This is a genomic window from Streptomyces subrutilus (genome assembly GCF_001746425.1).
In the GTDB taxonomy this organism is placed as follows: domain Bacteria; phylum Actinomycetota; class Actinomycetes; order Streptomycetales; family Streptomycetaceae; genus Streptomyces; species Streptomyces subrutilus_A.
Genome location: NZ_MEHK01000001.1, coordinates 3,034,701 through 3,055,515, shown reverse-complemented (window position 1 = coordinate 3,055,515; position 20,815 = coordinate 3,034,701). Strand labels below are relative to the sequence as shown.

Below are 20,815 nucleotides of genomic sequence, written 5' to 3'. Positions count from 1 at the left end.
GCCTCCTGCACCTTCCCCGCAGGAGGCGGACCGCTGCTTTGCCAGCCGTTAGGGTGGGGCGCTGTCCAGCAGCCTCCGAGGGAACACCACCCCCGGACCCTCCCCCGTGACCCGGTCCCGGGGGACCCCCAGGCCGGAGGGCCAGTAGCGCGATGTCCCTGCACAGCCAGTCGGCGGCCTCCCACCAGGCCCCCGCCACACCCGAGTTCCCCCGGCACGTCGTCACCGCGGTCCTCGTCGCCCATGACGGCGCCCGCTGGCTGCCCCGGACCCTCGCCGGCCTGCTCGGCCAGGAGCGCCCCGCACAGAACCACATGGCCGCCGACACCGGCAGCGCCGACGAGTCCGCAAGGCTCCTCACCGAGGCCTTCGGCGACGACCGCGTCCTGCACCTGGCCCGCCGCACCGGATTCGGCACCGCCGTCGACGAAGCCGCCCGCACCGCCGGCACCCTGACCCCCGAGGACCTCCCGTACCTCAAGCGCCCCAGCGGCTGGGACCCCGTCAGCCGCACCTGGCGCGACGACACCTACGACCTCCCCGAGCTCCCGCACGGCGAACCCGTCCAGTGGCTCTGGCTCCTCCACGACGACAGCGCGCCCGAACCCGACGCCCTCACCGAACTGCTCCGCGTCGCCGACGAGAACCCCGACGCCGCCGTCATCGGCCCCAAACTGCGCGGCTGGTACGACAGGAAGCAGCTCCTCGAAGCCGGCGTCACCATCGCCCGCAGCGGCCGCCGCTGGACCGGACTCGACCGCCGCGAACAGGACCAGGGCCAGCACGACCAGATCCGCCCCGTCCTGTCCGTCTCCACCGCCGGCATGCTCATCCGCCGCGACGTCTACGACGCCCTCGGCGGCTTCGACAAGCGGCTGCCCCTCATGCGCGACGACGTCGACCTCTGCTGGCGCGCCCAGAACGCGGGCCACACCGTCCTCGTCGCCCCCGACGCCGTCATGCGCCACGCCGAGGCCTCCGCCCGCGAACGCCGCACCGTCGACTGCGCCGGCCGTACGAGCTCCAGCCCGCACCGCGTCGACAAGGCCGGCGCCGTCTACACGATGCTCGCCAACAGCTCCGGCCGCGCCCTGCCCTACGTCCTGCTGCGCGTCCTGCTCGGCACCGTGCTGCGCACCCTTGCCTACCTCGTCGGCAAGGCCCCCGGCCAGGCCGTCGACGAGATCACCGGCCTCCTGGCCACCCTGCTGCGCCCCGGCCGGATCCTCGCCGCCCGCAAGGCCCGCCGCCGCCCCGCCGTCCCCACCGCCGAGCTGCGCCCGCTCTTCCCGCCGCCCGGCGCCTCCCTGCGGGCCAACGCCGAACAGCTCGCCGGATACTTCGGCGACGTCCGGGCCACCGACCCCGCCCCCGCCGGCCGGCACGGCGGCGCCAGCATCCTCACCGCACCCGGCGAGGACGGCGACTACCCGGTGGCCGAGGAGCGCTTCGCCCGCCTCAAGCGGATCGCCCGCAACCCCGCCCCCGTACTCTTCGGCCTCCTCCTGCTCGTCTCCCTGCTCGCCTGCCGCTCCCTGATCGGCGGCGGCTCCCTGATGGGCGGCGCCCTGCTGCCGGCCCCCGACAGCGGCTCCGACCTCTGGCGCGCCTACACCGACGGCTGGCAGGCCGTCTCCACCGGCTCCGCCGCCGACGCACCGCCCTACCTGGCCGTCCTCGGCGCCCTCGCCGCGCTCCTCTTCGGCTCCAGCCACGCCGCCCTGACCCTGCTGCTCGTCGGCTCCGTCCCGCTCGCCGGGCTCACCGCGTACTTCGCCTCCCGGCCGCTCGTCGCATCCCGGCTGCTGCGCGCCTGGGCCGCCATCGCCTACGCGTTCCTGCCCGCCGTCACCGGAGCCCTCGCCGGGGGCCGCCTCGGCACCGCCGTCCTCGCCGTCCTGCTGCCCCTGATCGCCCGCTCCGCCGTCGCCGCCTGCGGCCTCGCCGACAGCGAGCGCGGCAGCTGGCGCGCCGTGTGGACGTACACCCTGCTGCTGACCGCGGCCACCGCCTTCACCCCCGTCGTCTGGCCGCTCGCCGCCGTCCTCGGGGCCGCCGCGCTCGCCGTGCGGCGCACGCAGTGGAAGGCGTACGGGCCGCGGTACCTCGCCACCCTCGCCGTCCCGCTCCTCGTGCTCGCCCCCTGGTCGCTGGGCCTGCTCACGCACCCCGGCCGCTTCCTGCGCGAGGCCGGACTGCCCTACGAGACCGGCTCCGCCTCCGCGCTGGACCTGCTCGGCATCAGCCCCGGCGGCCCCGGCACCGCCGGCGGGCTGCTGCTGATCGGCATCGTCCTGGCCGCGCTCGCCGCGCTGCTGCGCACCGACCGGCAGTTCGCCGTCCGCACCGCCTGGGCCACCGCCCTCGCCGCACTGCTCCTCGCCGTCCTCCTCAACCGCGACGGCTGGGCCGGACCGGCCACCCTCGTCTACGGCCTCGCCCTGCTGGCGGCCGCCGCGCTCGGCGCCGACGGCGCCAAGGAGCGCGTCGCCGCCCGCAGCTTCGGCTGGCGCCAGCCGCTGGCCGCGCTGATCGCCCTCGCCGCCGCCGCCGGACCGCTGCTCGCCGCGGCCGCCTGGCTCGTCGCCGGCGCCGACGGCCCGCTCCAGCGCCGCGACCCGGTGCAGGTGCCCGCCTTCGTCGCCGACGCCGGCGGGGACGACAACCAGACCCGCACCCTGGTCCTCGACCTGGACCCGCCCGCCACCGTCTCCTACAGCCTCGTCCGCGGCTCCGGCGGCCGCCTCGGCGACGCCGAGACCGCCGCCCGCACCGGCAGCGACCCCCGCCTCGACAAGGTCGTCTCCAACCTGGTCGCCGGCTCCGGAGCCGACCAGTCCAGCCAGCTCAGCGCCTACGCCATCCGCTTCGTCATGTTCCGCCCCGGCGGCCCCGAAGAGATCCGCCGCGTCCTCGACGCCACCCCCGGCCTCAGCCGCCGCCACCAGCAGGACGGCACGGCGCTGTGGGGCGTCGAACCCTGGCTGCCGCGCGCCGTCATCGTCTCCGGCAAGCAGGGCGAGGCCCCGATCCCCGTCGCCGCGGGCCCCGTCGAGGCCCACGGCAAGATCCCGGACGGTGAGGCGGGCCGCGTGCTGCGCATCGCCGACCGCGCCGACTCCGGCTGGCAGGCCACCCTCGACGGCAAGCCCCTCGAGCCGAAGACCCTCGACGGCTGGGCCCAGGGCTTCGAACTGCCCGCCGCCGGCGGCCGCCTCGACCTCGTCCACGAGGACTCCCTCCTGCGGACCGGCTGGCACTGGGCCCAGGGGCTCCTCGCCCTGGTGCTGCTCGTGATGGCCCTGCCCGGCCGCCGCGAACGGCTCGACGACGACCTCCCCGAGGACGAGGCCGCCATCCCGGCCCAGCCCGGCCCGGGCGAGCCCGGCGAGGGCCGCCGCGCACGCCGGCTGCGCGCCGAGGCCGAGCAGGCCCCGGCCCCCGCCCCGGTGGAGGCCGCCGTGGCCGCCGACCCGTACGCGGAGATCCCGGCACAGCCGGTGTACGGGACGGAGGGGAGTCCGGGTGAGTACGCCTACCCGGCCTACCCGGACCAGAGCGGCTACGCCTACGAACCCCAGCCGCAGCAGCCCTACCCGCAGCCCGGGGAGTACGAGCAGTACCCGTACCCGCAGCAGCAGGCACAGGAGCAGTACCCCTACCCGTACGAGCCCTACCAGCCGTACGACCCGCACAACGGCCGCGACGGCCACGCCCAGTACGACCCGCGTCCGGACGGGAGCCCCCAGCAGTGAAGCAGCGCGCACCCCTCACGCTGGCGGCCGTGGCCGCGGCGCTGGCCGCCCTCACCGGCGTCGCCGCCCTCACCGCGCCCGGCGCCGGCGGCCCGGCGGCCGACGGCAAGGCCCCGGCCGCCGCCCGCATGCCGGTGGAGCGGTCCCTGCTGGTCTGCCCGGCCCCCAGCTCCTCGGACATCGCGGACACCACGTACACCGCGTTCACCCCCGGCGCGGCCGCGCCCGCCGAGGGCAAGGGCTCCGCCCGGCTGCTCGGCGCCACCAAGGACGCCAAGCCGGTGCTGGAGCCCAAGGAGGTGGGCAAGCCCTTCGGGGCCACCGCCTCCGGAGCCGACGCCCCCGCCCTGGGCGGCAGCGCCGACGGGGTCCTCGCCCCCGGCTGGACCGCGCAGCTGACCACCAAGGTCTCGGTCGGCCGGGCCCGGGGCGTCCTCGGCGCCGCCTGCACCGCGCCGGGCACCGACTTCTGGTTCCCCGCCGTCAGCACCGCCAAGGGCCGCGAGGACTACCTCCACCTCACCAACCCCGACGACGCCGCGGCCGTCGTGGACATCAGGCTCTTCGGCCCGGACGGGCCGGCCAAGCCCGACGCGGGCACCGGCGAGAACATCCGGATCGACCCCAAGTCCAGCAAGTCGGTCCTGCTCTCCTCCCTGGTCCCGGGCAGCCAGCTCGCGGACGCCACCGCCCACGTGACGACCCGCGCGGGCCGCGTCGGCGCCTCCGTCCAGGTCGCCGAGGAAGGCGTCGGCGCCGACTGGCTGCCGGCCGCCGCGGACCCGGCGGGCTCCCTGGTCCTGCCGGGCATCCCGGCCGACGCGGTCTCCGTACGGCTGGTGGCCTTCGCACCCGGCGACCAGGACGCGGACCTGAAGATCCGGCTGGCCGGCCCGAACGGGGCCATCAGCCCGGCGGGCAACGAACAACTGCACGTCAAGGCGGGTATGACCGCGAGCGTCGACCTCAAGGACGTGACCCGCGGCGAGCCCGGCTCCCTGCTGCTCGCCCCGGCGGACGCCAAGAAGGCGGCCCCGGTCGTCGCGGCGGTCCGGGTGGTGCGCGGCAGCGGGGCCAAGCAGGAACTGGGCTTCGTCCAGGCCAGCGGGCCGGTGGGCACGCGGGCGACCGTGGCCGACAACCGGCCGGAGGAGAACGCGACCGCCCTGTCGCTGACGGTGCCCGGAGACACGGACGCGAAGGTCAAGGTGACGGCCTCGCCGGGCACCGGAGGCGGGGAGGCGGCCTCCCAGGAAGTGACCGTCAAGGCGGGCACCACGCAGGTGGTGGCCGTGGCCCCGGCGGGCGGCAAGGGCTCCTACGCCCTCACCGTCGAGACCCTCTCGGGCGGGCCGGTGCACGCGGCCCGCACCCTGAACCTCCCGCACGAGGGCACGTCGATGTTCACCGTCCAGACCCTGTCCGACGACCACTCCACGGTCGCGGTCCCCAAGGCCGCCGAAGACCTCTCGGTCCTGACGAGGTAGCGCGTCCGACGTGCGGCGCCGGCGCGGTTCCCCGCGGCGGCGCCCGGGCCGGGCCCGGCCGCGGTCAGTCCTGCCCGTACCGCGGATCCACGGTCTCCGGCGACAGCCCCAACAGCTCCGCCACCTGCTCCACCACGATCTCGTGGACCAGCAGCGCCTTCTCGTCGCGCGTCTTGGTGCGGATCTCCACCGGCCGCCGGAACACCACGATCCGGGCCGGCCGGCCCTCGCGGGGCTCCGAGACCCCGCCCAGCGGCACCGCCTCGTCGTTCCAGCCGGCGTCCGGTCCGCCCGGCGGCCCCGGCACGTCACCGACCAGGAACTCCACCTCGGCCAGCTGCGGCCAGCGCCGCTCCAGCCGCTCCACGGAATCCCGTACGAGGTCACCGAACAGCTCCGACCTGCTCGCCGACAACGGCACCTGCGGCGGCGCCACCGGCCCGCGCATCCCGCGTCCGTGCCGGTCCCGCCGACGCGGGCGCGGCTCGGCGGGGGCCCCGACCGGGGGCTGGGCAGGACGGGGAGGCAGCGGGCTGTCGGTCACCCCCGCAGGGTAGCTCTCGGCACGACACGGGGGAGTGAGCGGCGGGAGAGTCGTCGCGGCCCGGTCAAGAGTGCGGTACCGTCCAACGTCGTGAGCCTTGTACGTCGTTGTTCGCGCACCGCGTGCGGCCGCCCTGCCGTCGCGACGCTGACGTACGTCTACGCCGATTCGACCGCAGTTCTCGGCCCGCTCGCCACCTACGCCGAGCCCCACTGCTACGACCTGTGCGCCGAGCACTCCGAGCGCCTGACCGCCCCGCGCGGCTGGGACGTCGTCCGCCTGTCCGACGGCTCCGGGCCGTCGCGCCCCAGCGGCGACGACCTCGAAGCCCTCGCCAACGCCGTCCGCGAAGCGGCCCGCCCGCCCGAGCGCGCGGCGGAGGCCGGAGGCTCGGGCTCGCGGGCGCCCGCCCCCGGCGAGACCCGCCGCGGACACCTGCGCGTCCTGCGATCGCCCGATTCCTGAGGCTCCGCTCACCTGAAGTGCGGGCGCCGGTTCAAGGTAGGTTTGCCGGACCGGACAGAACCTTCAGGAGGGCTGGCAGTGGCCGCAGATCTTTCGAACATCGTCAAGGCGTATGACGTGCGTGGTGTCGTGCCGGACGAGTGGGACGAGTCGTTGGCGGAGCTGTTCGGTGCCGCGTTCGTGGAGGTGACGGGTGCGTCGGCGATCGTGGTCGGTCATGACATGCGGCCGTCTTCGCCGGGTCTGTCGGCGGCGTTCGCGCGGGGTGCGTCCGCCCGTGGTGTGGATGTGACGTTGATCGGGCTGTGTTCGACGGACCAGCTGTACTACGCGTCGGGTTCGCTGGGTCTGCCGGGTGCGATGTTCACGGCCTCGCACAATCCGGCGAAGTACAACGGGATCAAGCTGTGCCGGGCGGGTGCGGCGCCGGTGGGTCAGGACACGGGTCTGTCGCAGATCCGTGAGCTGGTGGAGAAGTGGTCGGAGGAGGGCGCCCCGGCCATCTCGGCCGGCACGGTTCCCGGCACGGTCACCGAGCAGGACACCCTCACCGGTTACGCCGCCCACCTGCGCGGTTTGGTGGACCTGACGGCGATCCGCCGGTTGAAGGTGGTGGTGGACGCGGGCAACGGTATGGGTGGTCACACCGTTCCGACGGTGTTCGAGGGCCTTCCGCTGGACCTGGTCTCGATGTACTTCGAGCTGGACGGGACCTTCCCCAACCACGAGGCGAACCCGCTGGATCCGAAGAACATCGTCGACCTCCAGGCCCGGGTCCTTGCCGAGAGCGCCGATTTGGGTATCGCCTTCGACGGGGACGCGGACCGCTGCTTCATCGTCGACGAGCGCGGCGTGGGCGTCTCGCCGTCCGCGATCACCGCCCTGGTCGCCGCGCGGGAGCTGGCCCGCAACGGCGGCACCGGCACGGTGATCCACAATCTGATCACTTCGTGGTCGGTGCCGGAGGTGGTGCGGGAGAACGGCGGCACGCCGGTGCGTACGCGGGTGGGGCATTCCTTCATCAAGGAGGAGATGGCCAAGACGGGTGCGATCTTCGGTGGTGAGCACTCGGCGCACTACTACTTCAAGGATTTCTGGAACGCGGACACCGGCATGCTCGCGGCGCTGCACGTGCTGGCGGCTCTTGGCGGGCAGGAGGGGCCGCTGTCGGGTCTGGTGGCTTCTTACGACCGGTACGCGGGTTCGGGGGAGATCAACTCGACGGTCGCGGACCAGGCGGGCCGGCTGGCCGCGGTCAAGGCGGCCTACGGTGACCGTGAGGGCGTCACGGTGGACGAGCTGGACGGTCTGACGGCGACGGGCACGGACTGGTGGTTCAACGTCCGCGCCTCCAACACCGAACCGCTGCTGCGCCTGAACGTCGAGGCCCGCGACGAGGCGACGTTGGCCAAGGTCCGCGACGAGATCCTGGCGCTCATCCGCTCCTGATCGGTGCGCCGGGCAACGGCCGGGTTGCGCTCCGCGCAATTCCGCCCTGCCCGGCGCTCAGGCCGCACGATCCAGCCCCGCCGGCGTTTGAGGCTCGGCGTCCGGGGCGGAGCCCCGGCAACGGCGCCGCACCCGAGCCCGGTCAGGCCGCACCGCAGGTGACTCGGCGGTACGCTGACCTCGCCGTACCGCAGAACCATCCGCATCCCCGAAGGGACCCCGCCCCATGCCGCTCGAAGCCGGTCTTCTGGAGATCCTCGCCTGCCCCGCCTGCCACTCGCCCCTCGAGGACAAGTCGGCCGACGAGACGGCTCCCGAGCTGATCTGCACCGGCCAGGACTGCGGCCTCGCCTACCCGGTCCGTGACGGAATCCCGGTCCTCCTCGTGGACGAGGCCCGCCGCCCCGCCTGACCCCGCACGAGCCGACACCGCCGGAGGCCGCCATGCTCGACGAGTCGCTCCTCGACGCACCGGACGATCTCGCCCGCGCCGACCGGCGGGGCCTGCTCCGGGGCGCCGCCGAAGCCGGCGCCAGAGTCCGCACCGCGGCCCGCCACGCGGTCGAAGCGGGTCTCGGTGAGCTGCGCCCCGACGGCCGTCCCCGCGCCGTCCTGATCGCCGGCAGCGGCACCGCCGCCACCGGCGTCGCCGACCTGCTCGGCGCCCTCGCCGGAGCCTCCGCGCCCGTCATCCGCCTGGACCCCACCGGCGTCGCGCACGCCTCCGGGGCCCTGCGCTGGTCCCTGCCCGGCTGGGCCGGCTCCGTCGACCTGCTGCTCATCGCCACCACGGACGGCGCCGAGCCCGGCCTCGCCGTCCTCGCCGAGCAGGCCTACCGGCGCGGCTGCAACGTCGTCGCCGTCGCCCCCGAGCGCTCACCGCTGAGCGAGGCCGTGGACGGCGCGCACGGGCTCCTCGTACCGATGGCCAAGGCCCCGTACCAGGAGTACGACGAGTCCGCCGCGGCCGGACCCGGCGCCCTGTGGGCCCTGCTGACGCCGCTGCTGGTGCTCCTCGACAAGCTCGGCATGATCAGCGCCGCCCCCGCCACCCTCCAGCTCGTCGCCGACCGGCTCGACCGCACCGCCGAGCGCTGCGGACCCGCCATCGCCACCTACTCCAACCCGGCCAAGACCCTCGCCTCCGAGCTCGCCGACTCCCTCCCGCTCATCTGGAGCGAAGGCGCCGGCGCCGGCCCCGCCGGCCGCCGCTTCGCCGCGACCCTCGCCGAGCTCGCCGGCCGGCCCGCACTGGCCGCGGCGCTCCCCGAGGCGCTCCCCGCCCACGGCGTGCTCCTCGCCGGGTCCTTCGCCGCCGGGGCCGATCCCGAAGACTTCTTCCGTGACCGGGTCGACGAGCCCCAGGCTCTGCGCGCCCGCATCGTCCTGCTGCGTGACCGGCCGGCCGGCGGGCTCTCCGCCGCCCCCGCCGCACGCGAGCTCGCCCTCAGCCACGACACGGCCGTCAGCGAGCTCGAACCGGAGGAGGGGGCGGAGCTGGAGCAGCTCGCCGAACTCCTCGCCGTCACGGATTTCGCCACCGCCTACCTGGCGTTGGCTTCCGGGGGACACAGCTGAGGTACACGTCCGTGCCCGGCTCTATCCAGGAAGACGACGATGGACCGCCTGACGAACACGATCCGCCCCTACGCCTGGGGGTCGACCACCGCCATCCCCCACCTGCTCGGCGCCGAACCCACCGGCGAGCCCCAGGCCGAGATGTGGATGGGCGCCCACCCGGGCGCACCGTCGCGCATCGACCGCGGAGCCGGTGAGCAGGCCCTCTCGGACGTCATCGCCGCCGACCCCGAGGGCGAGCTCGGCGCCGCCACCGTCGCCAGGTTCGGCCCCCGGCTGCCCTTCCTCCTCAAAGTCCTCGCCGCCGGCGCCCCCCTCTCCCTCCAGGTCCACCCCGACCTCGCCCAGGCGAAGGCGGGCTTCGAGGACGAGGAACGGCGCGGCATCCCGATCGACGCGGCCCACCGCAACTACAAGGACCCCAGCCACAAGCCCGAAATGCTCTGCGCGCTGACCCCCTTCGAGGGACTGTGCGGCTTCCGGCCCCCGCTGCACTCCGCCGAGCTGCTCGAAGGCCTCGGGGTCGGTTCCCTCAAGCCGTACGCCGACCTGCTGCGCGCCCACCCCGAAGACGCCGCGCTGCGCGAGGTGCTCACCGCCGTACTGACCGCCGACCGCGAGGAGATGGCCCGTACCGTCGCCGAGGCCGCGGCCGCCGCCGAGCGCCTGGGCGGCCCGTACGCCCCGTACGCCCACCTCGTCCACGAGCACCCCGGCGACCCGGGCGTCATCGCGGCCATGCTGCTCAACCACTTCCGACTCCAGCCCGGCGAGGCGGTGTTCCTCGGCGCGGGCGTCCCGCACGCCTACATCGACGGCCTCGGCGTGGAGCTGCTGGCCAACTCCGACAACGTGCTGCGCGCCGGGCTCACCCCCAAACACGTGGACGTGCCCGAGCTGCTGAAGATCGTGAAGTTCGAGTCCGGCGACCCGCACGTGCTGCGCCCCGAGGGTGACGGCGAGGAGGTCTACGAGGCCCCCATCGACGAGTTCCGGCTCTCCCGCTTCCTGCTCGCGCCCGGCGCGGCCTCCCGCGTGCTCCCGGCGGACGCGCCGCAGATCCTGCTCTGCACGGCCGGTTCGCCCCGCGCCTCGGAACTGCCGCTCGCTCCGGGCGAGTCCGTGTTCGTACCGGCGGGCGAAAAGGCCGAACTGTCCGGAACGGGCACCGTCTTCCGGGCCACCGTGGTGGTCTGACGCGGCGCCCGCCGCCACAGCTGCAACAATGTGCGGCCGGTAGTCAGTGGCTAGGAAGGACACCCTGCACCCATGAGCGCGTCGGGCGGTACCAAGGCGATCGTGGCGGCACTCGTCGCCAACCTCGCCATCGCTGTAGCCAAATTCGTGGCATTCCTCTTCAGCGGATCCTCATCGATGCTCGCCGAAAGCGTCCACTCGCTGGCGGACTCGGGGAACCAGGGTCTGCTGCTCCTCGGCGGGAAGAAGGCCAAGCGCGAGGCAACACCGCAGCACCCCTTCGGATACGGGCGGGAGCGCTACATCTACGCGTTCCTCGTCTCGATCGTGCTCTTCACCGTCGGTGGCATGTTCGCCATCTACGAGGGCATCGAGAAGATCAACCATCCGCACGCGATCGAGGCCTGGTACTGGCCGGTCGGCGTCCTCGTCTTCGCGATCATCGCCGAGACCTTCTCCTTCCGCACCGCGATCAAGGAGTCGAACCAGGTCCGCGGCAGCCAGACCTGGAGCCAGTTCATCAAGCGGGCCAAGGCCCCCGAGCTGCCCGTGGTCCTCCTGGAGGACCTCGGCGCGCTCGTCGGCCTGGTCCTCGCCCTCGGCGGCGTCAGCATCGCCCTGGTGACCGGCAACGGCGTCTGGGACGGCATCGGCACCCTGTGCATCGGTGTCCTGCTCATCATCATCGCGATCGTCCTGGCCGCGGAGACCAAGTCCCTGCTGCTCGGCGAGGCCGCGGGCACCGACGAGGTCGAGAAGATCAACGCGGCGCTCGTCGACGGCGTCGTCGTCACCCGCGTGATCCACATGCGGACCCTGCACCTCGGCCCCGAGGAGCTGCTGGTCGCCGCCAAGATCGCCGTCGCGGGCCACGACACCGCGATCCAGGTCGCGGACGCGATCAACGCCGCCGAGGCCCGCATCCGCGAGGCCGTCCCGATCGCCCGGGTGATCTACCTCGAGCCGGACGTCTACCGCCCCGAGGGAACCACCCCCCTCACCAAGTAGCCCCGGACGTACGAAGGCCCCCGCGCGCCGCACACCACGGCTCGCGGGGGCCTTCGCCGTTGCCTGGTGCTGTGACCGGAAAGGTTCACCGGCCACAGCACCAGGGGGCGTCCTGCCTGCCGAGTCGCCGCGGGTGTCGCCCAGCAGGAACAGCCGGTCCTTCGGCACCCTCACGCTGAACGCGCCGGGCGACCCGGCCACCGGGCCCACGACCCCGCCCCAGCTCTCCTCGATCCGAACGTGCGGCCGAACTGTAAGGGCCGGCGGCGCCGGGCAACGCCGACGGGGTCCCGCACCAGGTGGGGGACCCCGTCGGGCGGAGCCGCGGCTACTGGATCTCGCGCAGCACGTCCAGAATCGCGGGCTCGTCCGGGGCGCTGCGCAGGCGCTCCCGGAACCCGCCGTCCATCAGCTTGCGCGACAGCAGCGCCAGGATGCGCAGGTGCTCGTCGCCGGCCGCGGACTCCGGTACGGAGATCATGAAGATCAGCCGGGCCTTCGTCCCGTCCAGAGCGCCCCACTCGATGCCTTCGCCGGACCGGGCGAAGCCCACGGTGGGGCGGGACACCGCGTCCGTCTTGGCGTGCGGGATCGCGATCGACTCGCCGAGGCCGGTCGTCCCCTGCGCCTCCCGCGCGAGGGCGACCCGTACGAGCTCGTCGACGTCCCGGACGTTGCCGGTGGCGGCCAGCATCTCGGCCATCTCGCGGATCGCCGCCTCCTTGGATCCGGCGGCCAGCTCCGTCCGCACCGTCTGCCCGGTCAGGTAGCCGGAGAGCACCTCCGGCTGCCCGGCTGCCCGGTCGGCGCCCGGGGCCCCGGACCGCGCCCGTACGGCGGCTGCGCCGGCACCCGAAGCCGTACCCGCACCGGCGGCGACAGCGGCGCCGGCGCCCGTGCCCGCCCCGGCCAGGACCGGCTCGGGGGCGGCCGCCCGCGGCGCGCGCCCGCCGTCCCTGCGCTGCTCGATCCCGATCAGCGCGTTGGTGGCCAGGGCGGTGACGACCGTGCCCGCCGCGATCGCGACGAAGAACATCGCGACCCCGCTGACGGCACCGAACGCCGCGACGATCGGACCGCCGTGCGGCACCGAGTCCTCGACCCCCGACAGGCCCGCGAGGGCGCCGGCCACCGCGCCGCCGAGCATGTTCGCGGGGATGACCTGCGCCGGCCGCGCGGCGGCGAAGGGGATCGCGCCCTCGGAGATGCCGAAGAAGCCCATGAACAGCGCGGCGATGCCCGTCTCCCGCTCCTGGTCGGAGTAGAGCTTGCGGCGCAGCAGCGTTGCCAGGCCCTGGCCGAGCGGCATGACGGGGATCGCGGCGGCGGCCATGCCCATGACCGCGTTGTTGGTGCCGATGAGGCCCACCGCGACGAGGAAGGCCGTCTTGTTGACCGGGCCGCCCATGTCGAAGGCGATCATCAGGCCGATGAGCGCGCCGAGCACGATCGCGCTGGAGCCGGTCATCCCGTTCAGCCAGTTGGTCAGGTGCGTGAACACCCAGGAGATCGGCCGGCCGATCACGTAGACGTAGAACAGGCCGAGCGCGACCGTCGACACGATCGGGATCACGATGATCGGCATGATCGGCTGGGCGAACCCGGGGACCTTGACCTTCTTGATCCAGACGACCAGATAGCCCGCCAGGAAGCCGGTCGCGATGGCCCCCAGGAAGCCCGCGTTGGCCTCGGCCCCGTAGATGTTCACGGCGTCGGCGGCGAGGAAGCCGCCGATCATGCCGGGTACGAGGGCCGGCCGGTCCCCGAGCGCGTAGGCGATGTAGCCCGAGAAGATCGGCAACATCAGCTTGAAGCCGAGGCCGCCGAGGGCGTTGACGTAGAACCAGAACGAGCCCTTGTCGAACTCGATGCCCTCGGCCGTGGAATGCCCGCCGAGCGCGATCGAGACGGCCAGCAGCAGACCGCCGACGACCACGAACGGGATCATGTGCGAGACGCCGTTCATCAGCGCCTTGTACGCGGCCCCGCGCTCGTGGCCCCCGCCCCCGGCTCCGCTCCCGCCACTGCCGGCGCCCGCGCCCGCGGCCGTCCCGGCCTGCACGGGCGCGCTCCGCACGCGCTCGATCAGCTCCTGCGGCCTGTGGATGCCGTCCGCGACGCCGGTGGACAGGACGCGCTTGCCCGCGAAGCGCTCGCGGTCGACCTCCTTGTCGGCGGCGATGATGATGCCGTCCGCCTCTCTGACATCGTTGTCAGAGAGCACGTTCTCCGCTCCGATCGAGCCCTGCGTCTCCACCTTCATGTCGACGCCGAGGCGGTCGGCGGCCTGCTGGAGCTTCTCCGCGGCCATGTACGTGTGCGCGATCCCGGTGGGGCACGCGGTGACGGCGAGCAGCTTCAGGCGCTTCTGCCCTCCCCCGGACTTCTCCTGGGAGGCGCCCCCAGCGCCCCCGCCCGCGGGAGGGCCTGCCGGACTGGTCACTGACATCTCCTTACGCCGTGGGCGACCTGCGGGACCGCACGATCGAGCACGTGTTCCGATCCACCGGCATCCTTCCCCGGGCAAGGAATGCATCAAAAGTCCGAAAGGCCCTGAACCCGTCCGCCGGAGGGCCCGAATCCCCGCGATGACTCGTCCCCGTCCAACTGGGGGTCGCTGGGCCGATCGGTGTAGATTCGTCATCAGTGTCAGGCGTCGCTGCTGATGGCGGTCGGGCGGTCCTCGTGACCGGCCGAGGGGAGAGAGGGCCCCCGACGGACTGTGCTCGGTGCGCCGCCTCCTGCTCACGCACGGCAGGCGCACGGCTCAGCCGTACCCACCCTCTCGAACCATGAGGAGCAGCACCCATGGACTTCAAGGTCGCAGACCTTTCCCTCGCCGCCTTCGGCCGCAAGGAGATCACGCTGGCCGAGCACGAGATGCCGGGCCTGATGTCGATCCGCGCCGAGTACGCGCAGGCCCAGCCGCTGGCCGGCGCCCGCATCACCGGCTCCCTGCACATGACCGTGCAGACCGCCGTGCTCATCGAGACCCTCGTCGCCCTCGGCGCGGAGGTCCGCTGGGCCTCCTGCAACATCTTCTCCACCCAGGACCACGCGGCCGCCGCCATCGCGGTCGGCCCGAACGGCACCCCGGAGAACCCGCAGGGCGTCCCCGTCTTCGCCTGGAAGGGCGAGACGCTGGAGGAGTACTGGTGGTGCACGGAGCAGGCGCTGACCTGGCCGAACACCCCCACCGGCGGCCCGAACATGATCCTCGACGACGGTGGTGACGCCACCCTCCTCGTCCACAAGGGCGTCGAGTTCGAGAAGGCCGGGGCCGTCCCCGACCCGGCGACGGCGGACTCCGAGGAGTACGCCCACATCCTCACCCTCCTCAACCGCACCCTCGGCGAGGCCCCGCAGAAGTGGACGCAGCTCGCGTCCGAGATCCGCGGTGTGACGGAGGAGACCACCACGGGTGTCCACCGCCTCTACGAGATGATGGCCGAGGGCAGCCTGCTCTTCCCGGCGATCAACGTGAACGACGCGGTGACGAAGTCGAAGTTCGACAACAAGTACGGCTGCCGCCACTCGCTCATCGACGGCATCAACCGGGCCACGGACGTCCTGATCGGCGGCAAGGTCGCGGTGGTCTGCGGCTACGGCGACGTCGGCAAGGGCTGCGCGGAGTCGCTGCGCGGGCAGGGCGCCCGGGTGATCGTCACGGAGATCGACCCGATCTGCGCGCTGCAGGCGGCGATGGACGGCTACCAGGTCGCCACGCTGGACGACGTGGTGGAGACGGCGGACATCTTCATCACCACCACGGGCAACAAGGACATCATCATGGCCTCGGACATGGCCAAGATGAAGCACCAGGCGATCGTGGGCAACATCGGCCACTTCGACAACGAGATCGACATGGCCGGCCTGGCGAAGATCGAGGGCATCGTCAAGGACGAGGTCAAGCCGCAGGTCCACACCTGGAAGTTCCCCGACGGCAAGGTGTTGATCGTGCTGTCGGAGGGGCGTCTGCTGAACCTGGGCAACGCGACCGGCCACCCGTCGTTCGTGATGTCGAACTCGTTCGCGGACCAGACCCTGGCCCAGATCGAGCTGTTCACCAAGCCGTCGCAGTACCCGACCGACGTCTACGTGCTGCCCAAGCACCTGGACGAGAAGGTGGCCCGCCTCCACCTGGACGCGCTGGGCGTCAGGCTCACCACCCTGCGCCCGGAGCAGGCCGAGTACATCGGCGTCAAGGTCGAGGGCCCGTACAAGCCCGACCACTACCGCTACTGATCCCACGCGGCAGGAGCGGCAGCACGTCACGCAGGCCCCCGGCTCGGATGCCGGGGGCCTGCCCCGTACCCACCAAGGACCGACACGATGCCCCGCGGCCGCTACTCCCTGCACGACCCGCACGACCACGCCCCCCTCGGCGAGGAGCACTTCCACTGCGCCCCCGGCCCCTCCGGCTGGCGCTACGTCTCCCAGCTGACTGCCCCGAACGGCGACCACCGGGGCTCCGTCGACCTCGCCATCGACGAACTCGGCCGGCCCATCCGCCTCGAAGTGAACGCGTCGAGCTGGCAGGTGCGCGGGGCCGCCATCGACGGCGTCACCTGGGTCCGTACCGACCCCACGGGCGCGGAGGCCACCGAGGGCAACGTCCGCGCCCCCGGCTTCACCGGCACCTCACCGGCCTTCCTCATCGCGACGGCCCGCCTGCTGCGCCTGACCCCCGGCGCCCCCGCCACCCGCGTCCGGCTCCTCGCCCTCACCGACCCGGTACTCGCCCCCCGTACGGTCGACCAGGCCTGGGCCCTGCTGCGCCGCCAGGAGCACCCCACCGACAGTGGGCCGCTCCTGGTGGACGAGTACCAGGTCAGCGCCCTGGACACCGGCGAGGTCCACACCGTCCACCTCGCGGGCGACGTCGTCCTGTCCGCTCCCGGCATCGAACTCGAGCACCTGGAGACCCCGCCCTCCGCCTTCGAGGAGTGACCCCTCAGGCGGGCGGCGCGAACCCGCCGGCGCGCGGCGCCTCCACGGGGGCGGCCGGCGCGGCCGCGACAGGCGGCACCGGCCCGGCACCGTACGGGGCGGGGGGACCGTACGCGGCCGGGGGTCCGTACGCGGGTACCGGCGCGGCCCCGGTCACGGCGGCCGGGGCGTACCCGGCGGCGCCCGGCACCGGGGCCGCCTGGCGGAAGGCCCGGGCCGCGTCCCGCGACTGCCGCTCGTGCACCACGGCCATCAGGAACGCGGCGGCCGGCACCCCCGCCGGCGCGGGCGCCCCGGTCCGCGCGACCAGATCGTCCGCGAGCCGCGCCGCCATCTCCGCACCGACCCGCGGATCCAGCTGGTCCATCCGCGTCAAGTACTGCCGTATCGCCAGCCACAGCCCGTCCGGCACCGCCGACAGGTCCAGCCCGCCGAAGCGCCCCGCCAGCCACGGCGGCGGAGGAGGCACCGGCATCACCCGCGCCCCCGGCACCCGCTCCCGCACGACCAGGGTTCCCGCGAACACGTCCCCGAGCCGCCGCCCGCGCGCCGACACCAGCGACGCGATGCACGCCACGGCCCCGAAGGTCATCAGCAGCTCCACGACCCCCATGGCCCCGCGCACCAGCGCATGACGGAACCGGATCGGCCCGCCGTCGTCCCGCACCACCCGCAGCCCGCACGCCAGCTTGCCGAGCGACCGGCCGTGGGTCAGCGTCTCCACCGCGATCGGCACCCCGACCAGCAGCAGCACGAAGGAGGCCACCGTCACGGCCGCCTGCGCCGCCGCGTCCAGCGAGGCGGTCGCGAAGGCGAGGCCGACGGACAGGATCACGTACCCCGCGACGTACACGACCAGGTCGAGGACGATCGCCAGCGCCCGGCTCGGCAGCCTCGCGGGCCTCAACCCCAGGACGACCGCGTCCCCCGTCACCAGATCGCTCACCACAGCACCTTTCGCGTGACCTGCCCCGCCCCTGAGGCATCCAGTCTGCCAAGCTGACCACACGAGGAATAGCCAGCAGCAGGGGCATGGGGCAGGGGAGCGGCAACCGGATGGATCTCGACGTCTTCGTGACGGCACACCGCGCGGAATGGGACCGCCTCGAGCAGCTCCTCGGCCGCGGCCGAAAGCTGACCGGCGCCGAGGCCGACGAGCTCGTCGCCCTCTACCAGCGCACGTCCACCCACCTCTCCCTCGTCCAGTCCACCGCACCCGACCCCATGCTCACGGGCCGCCTGACCCAGCTGGTCGCCCGCGCCCGCGCCACCGTGACGGGCACCCGGCGGGCCGGCTGGCGCGACGCCGTTCTCTTCTTCACGGTGGGCTTCCCGGCCGCGGTCTACCGCAGCCGCCGCTGGTGGATACCGACCGCGCTGCTCTCCACGGCGCTCGGCGTGCTCATCGGCTGGTGGATAGCGACCCACCCGGAGGTCCAGGGCGCCATCGCGGCCCCGGAGCACCTCAAGGAGCTCACGAAGCCCGGCGGCGAGTACGAGACGTACTACTCCAGCCATCCGGCGGGATCCTTCGCCGCCCAGGTCTGGACGAACAACGCCCAGGCGGCGGCGATCTGCCTCGTCCTCGGCGCCTTCCTCGGCATCCCGGTGCTCTGGATCCTCTTCCTGAACATGGCCAACCTCGGCGTCGGCCTGGGCCTGATGGCCTCCGCCGGCCGCCTCGACGTCTTCCTCGGCCTGATCCTCCCGCACGGCCTGCTCGAACTGACGGCGGTCTTCGTCGCCGCGGGCACGGGCCTGCGCCTGGGCTGGACGGTCATCGACCCGGGCCCCCGAACCCGCCGCACGGCCCTCGCGGAACAAGGCCGCGCGGCGCTCGGCATGGCCATCGGCCTCGCGGCGGTCCTGTTCGTCTCGGGCCTGATCGAAGGCTTCGTGACCCCGTCCGGCCTGCCCACCTGGGCGCGCATCACCATCGGCGTGATCGCTGAGGCAGCCTTCCTGATCTACGTCTACGTCCTCGGCGGCAGGGCCGCGCGGGCCGGCGAGGCGGGCGACGTGGAGGCCGCCGACCGCACGGCGACGCTGCCCACGGCCGCCTGATGTGCGGATGTGCGGACGACCCGACCGAGCTGCTAGTCTCGTCGTCCCGGAAGCCCTGTTGACACATGGCGCACGGAGAGGTAGATTCAAACGGTTGCCTCGGACTGGACAAGTTCGGCAGCGATGGTTTAGAATCTTTCTCGCCCCTGCAGGGAATGCAATTCCAGCGGGGCTCAACGACTCCTCAAGCAGGAATCCGAAGCCGGTAAATTCGGTGGAAACATTCTGATAGAGTCGGAATCGCCGGAAAGGGAAAGCGCGAAAGCGCAGGACCTGGAAAGCGCCGAGGAAATCGGGCCCGAGAGGGTCTGATAGAGTCGGAAACGCAAGAACAGCAGGAAAACAGAACGAAAGCCCGGAGGAAAGCCCGAGAGGGTGAGTACGAAGGAAGCGTCCGTTCCTTGAGAACTCAACAGCGTGCCAAAAATCAACGCCAAAAGTTGATACCCCGTCCATTTCGGTGGATGAGGTTCCTTTGAAAAAGACCTGTGGGGCTCCCTCGTGGAGTGCTTGCAGGCGATTACACAGCGAGGACGCAGTGGACGGTCGGTCTTATTCCGACATGATCGTCCCGCTCTACGTGATGTGTGCACCCGATTACGGGTAAACATTCATGGAGAGTTTGATCCTGGCTCAGGACGAACGCTGGCGGCGTGCTTAACACATGCAAGTCGAACGATGAAGCCCTTCGGGGTGGATTAGTGGCGAACGGGTGAGTAACACGTGGGCAATCTGCCCTTCACTCTGGGACAAGCCCTGGAAACGGGGTCTAATACCGGATACCACTCCTGCCTGCATGGGCGGGGGTTGAAAGCTCCGGCGGTGAAGGATGAGCCCGCGGCCTATCAGCTTGTTGGTGGGGTAATGGCCCACCAAGGCGACGACGGGTAGCCGGCCTGAGAGGGCGACCGGCCACACTGGGACTGAGACACGGCCCAGACTCCTACGGGAGGCAGCAGTGGGGAATATTGCACAATGGGCGAAAGCCTGATGCAGCGACGCCGCGTGAGGGATGACGGCCTTCGGGTTGTAAACCTCTTTCAGCAGGGAAGAAGCGAAAGTGACGGTACCTGCAGAAGAAGCGCCGGCTAACTACGTGCCAGCAGCCGCGGTAATACGTAGGGCGCAAGCGTTGTCCGGAATTATTGGGCGTAAAGAGCTCGTAGGCGGCTTGTCACGTCGGATGTGAAAGCCCGAGGCTTAACCTCGGGTCTGCATTCGATACGGGCTAGCTAGAGTGTGGTAGGGGAGATCGGAATTCCTGGTGTAGCGGTGAAATGCGCAGATATCAGGAGGAACACCGGTGGCGAAGGCGGATCTCTGGGCCATTACTGACGCTGAGGAGCGAAAGCGTGGGGAGCGAACAGGATTAGATACCCTGGTAGTCCACGCCGTAAACGTTGGGAACTAGGTGTTGGCGACATTCCACGTCGTCGGTGCCGCAGCTAACGCATTAAGTTCCCCGCCTGGGGAGTACGGCCGCAAGGCTAAAACTCAAAGGAATTGACGGGGGCCCGCACAAGCAGCGGAGCATGTGGCTTAATTCGACGCAACGCGAAGAACCTTACCAAGGCTTGACATATACCGGAAAGCATTAGAGATAGTGCCCCCTTGTGGTCGGTATACAGGTGGTGCATGGCTGTCGTCAGCTCGTGTCGTGAGATGTTGGGTTAAGTCCCGCAACGAGCGCAACCCTTGTCCTGTGTTGCCAGCATGCCCTTCGGGGTGATGGGGACTCACAGGAGACCGCCGGGGTCAACTCGGAGGAAGGTGGGGACGACGTCAAGTCATCATGCCCCTTATGTCTTGGGCTGCACACGTGCTACAATGGCCGGTACAATGAGCTGCGATACCGTGAGGTGGAGCGAATCTCAAAAAGCCGGTCTCAGTTCGGATTGGGGTCTGCAACTCGACCCCATGAAGTCGGAGTTGCTAGTAATCGCAGATCAGCATTGCTGCGGTGAATACGTTCCCGGGCCTTGTACACACCGCCCGTCACGTCACGAAAGTCGGTAACACCCGAAGCCGGTGGCCCAACCCGTAAGGGAGGGAGCTGTCGAAGGTGGGACTGGCGATTGGGACGAAGTCGTAACAAGGTAGCCGTACCGGAAGGTGCGGCTGGATCACCTCCTTTCTAAGGAGCACAGTACCGATTGCAGACAAATGTTCTGCACGGTCAGCTCATGGGTGGAACGTTGATTAGTTGGCACCTTCGGATCTGATGGTTCTCGAGTACTGCTTCGGCGTGGAAAGAGAAGACGGATGGTCGAGGGTGCTTGGCACGTTGTTGGGTCCTGAAGGTACGGCCGTAAGGTCAT

At 71.8% G+C, this 20,815-nt stretch carries 14 protein-coding genes and 1 rRNA gene; 12 read left to right on the top strand and 3 right to left on the bottom strand.

Annotation, left to right across the window (positions count from 1 at the left end; genetic code table 11):
• Positions 1-152: 152 nt before the first annotated feature.
• Entirely contained in the window at positions 153-3,755 is a 3,603-nt protein-coding gene (locus BGK67_RS14735) for a glycosyltransferase family 2 protein (RefSeq protein WP_069920520.1), read from the top strand.
• A complete protein-coding gene (locus BGK67_RS14730) occupies positions 3,752-5,242 on the top strand; it encodes a DUF5719 family protein (RefSeq protein WP_069920519.1) in 1,491 nt (496 codons plus the stop codon). The genes BGK67_RS14735 and BGK67_RS14730 overlap by 4 nt, the downstream gene beginning before the upstream one ends.
• A 64-nt stretch (positions 5,243-5,306) precedes the next feature.
• Here the strand turns inward: BGK67_RS14730 and BGK67_RS14725 are convergent, their stop codons facing one another.
• Positions 5,307-5,786, bottom strand: coding sequence for a metallopeptidase family protein (locus tag BGK67_RS14725; RefSeq protein ID WP_079154186.1), 480 nt, complete (start codon positions 5,784-5,786; stop codon positions 5,307-5,309).
• A 90-nt stretch (positions 5,787-5,876) separates the two neighbouring features.
• Between BGK67_RS14725 and BGK67_RS14720 the strand changes: the two genes are divergently transcribed.
• From BGK67_RS14720 to BGK67_RS14695, 6 genes are all read left to right on the top strand, one after another.
• Positions 5,877-6,251 carry a DUF3499 domain-containing protein gene (locus tag BGK67_RS14720; RefSeq protein ID WP_069920517.1) on the top strand — a complete coding sequence of 125 codons (375 nt, stop codon included), beginning with the start codon at positions 5,877-5,879 and terminating at the stop codon, positions 6,249-6,251.
• 78 nt (positions 6,252-6,329) lie between these two features.
• Positions 6,330-7,700: a phosphomannomutase/phosphoglucomutase gene (locus tag BGK67_RS14715; RefSeq protein WP_069920516.1), complete on the top strand. Its 1,371-nt coding sequence runs from the start codon at positions 6,330-6,332 to the stop codon at positions 7,698-7,700.
• Between the two features lie 226 nt (positions 7,701-7,926).
• On the top strand, positions 7,927-8,112 hold the full coding sequence (locus tag BGK67_RS14710; RefSeq protein WP_037797711.1) for a Trm112 family protein: 186 nt from the start codon (positions 7,927-7,929) through the stop codon (positions 8,110-8,112).
• A gap of 32 nt (positions 8,113-8,144) precedes the next feature.
• Positions 8,145-9,278, top strand: coding sequence for an SIS domain-containing protein (locus tag BGK67_RS14705; RefSeq protein ID WP_069920515.1), 1,134 nt, complete (start codon positions 8,145-8,147; stop codon positions 9,276-9,278).
• A gap of 39 nt (positions 9,279-9,317) precedes the next feature.
• Positions 9,318-10,475, top strand: a complete 1,158-nt coding sequence (gene manA, locus BGK67_RS14700; RefSeq protein ID WP_069920514.1) for a mannose-6-phosphate isomerase, class I — start codon at positions 9,318-9,320, stop codon at positions 10,473-10,475.
• A 72-nt stretch (positions 10,476-10,547) separates the two neighbouring features.
• Entirely contained in the window at positions 10,548-11,483 is a 936-nt protein-coding gene (locus BGK67_RS14695; protein WP_069920513.1) for a cation diffusion facilitator family transporter, read from the top strand.
• A gap of 328 nt (positions 11,484-11,811) precedes the next feature.
• Here BGK67_RS14695 and BGK67_RS14690 read toward each other — a convergent pair whose 3' ends face one another.
• A complete protein-coding gene (locus tag BGK67_RS14690; protein WP_069920512.1) occupies positions 11,812-13,926 on the bottom strand; it encodes a fructose-specific PTS transporter subunit EIIC in 2,115 nt (704 codons plus the stop codon).
• Between the two features lie 365 nt (positions 13,927-14,291).
• On the opposite strand from BGK67_RS14690, the gene ahcY reads away from it, so the two are divergent.
• Together ahcY and BGK67_RS14680 are read left to right on the top strand one after the other, a co-directional pair.
• Positions 14,292-15,728, top strand: coding sequence for an adenosylhomocysteinase (ahcY, locus tag BGK67_RS14685; protein WP_069920511.1), 1,437 nt, complete (start codon positions 14,292-14,294; stop codon positions 15,726-15,728).
• 87 nt (positions 15,729-15,815) lie between these two features.
• A complete protein-coding gene (locus BGK67_RS14680) occupies positions 15,816-16,433 on the top strand; it encodes a hypothetical protein (RefSeq protein WP_069920510.1) in 618 nt (205 codons plus the stop codon).
• Between the two features lie 4 nt (positions 16,434-16,437).
• Here the strand turns inward: BGK67_RS14680 and BGK67_RS14675 are convergent, their stop codons facing one another.
• Positions 16,438-17,379 carry an RDD family protein gene (locus BGK67_RS14675; protein ID WP_069920509.1) on the bottom strand — a complete coding sequence of 314 codons (942 nt, stop codon included), beginning with the start codon at positions 17,377-17,379 and terminating at the stop codon, positions 16,438-16,440.
• A 110-nt stretch (positions 17,380-17,489) separates the two neighbouring features.
• Between BGK67_RS14675 and BGK67_RS14670 the strand changes: the two genes are divergently transcribed.
• Together BGK67_RS14670 and BGK67_RS14665 are read left to right on the top strand one after the other, a co-directional pair.
• Positions 17,490-18,497, top strand: a complete 1,008-nt coding sequence (locus BGK67_RS14670; RefSeq protein WP_069923861.1) for a stage II sporulation protein M — start codon at positions 17,490-17,492, stop codon at positions 18,495-18,497.
• Between the two features lie 610 nt (positions 18,498-19,107).
• Positions 19,108-20,631, top strand: a 16S ribosomal RNA gene (locus BGK67_RS14665).
• The last annotated feature ends 184 nt before the right edge of the window (positions 20,632-20,815 follow it).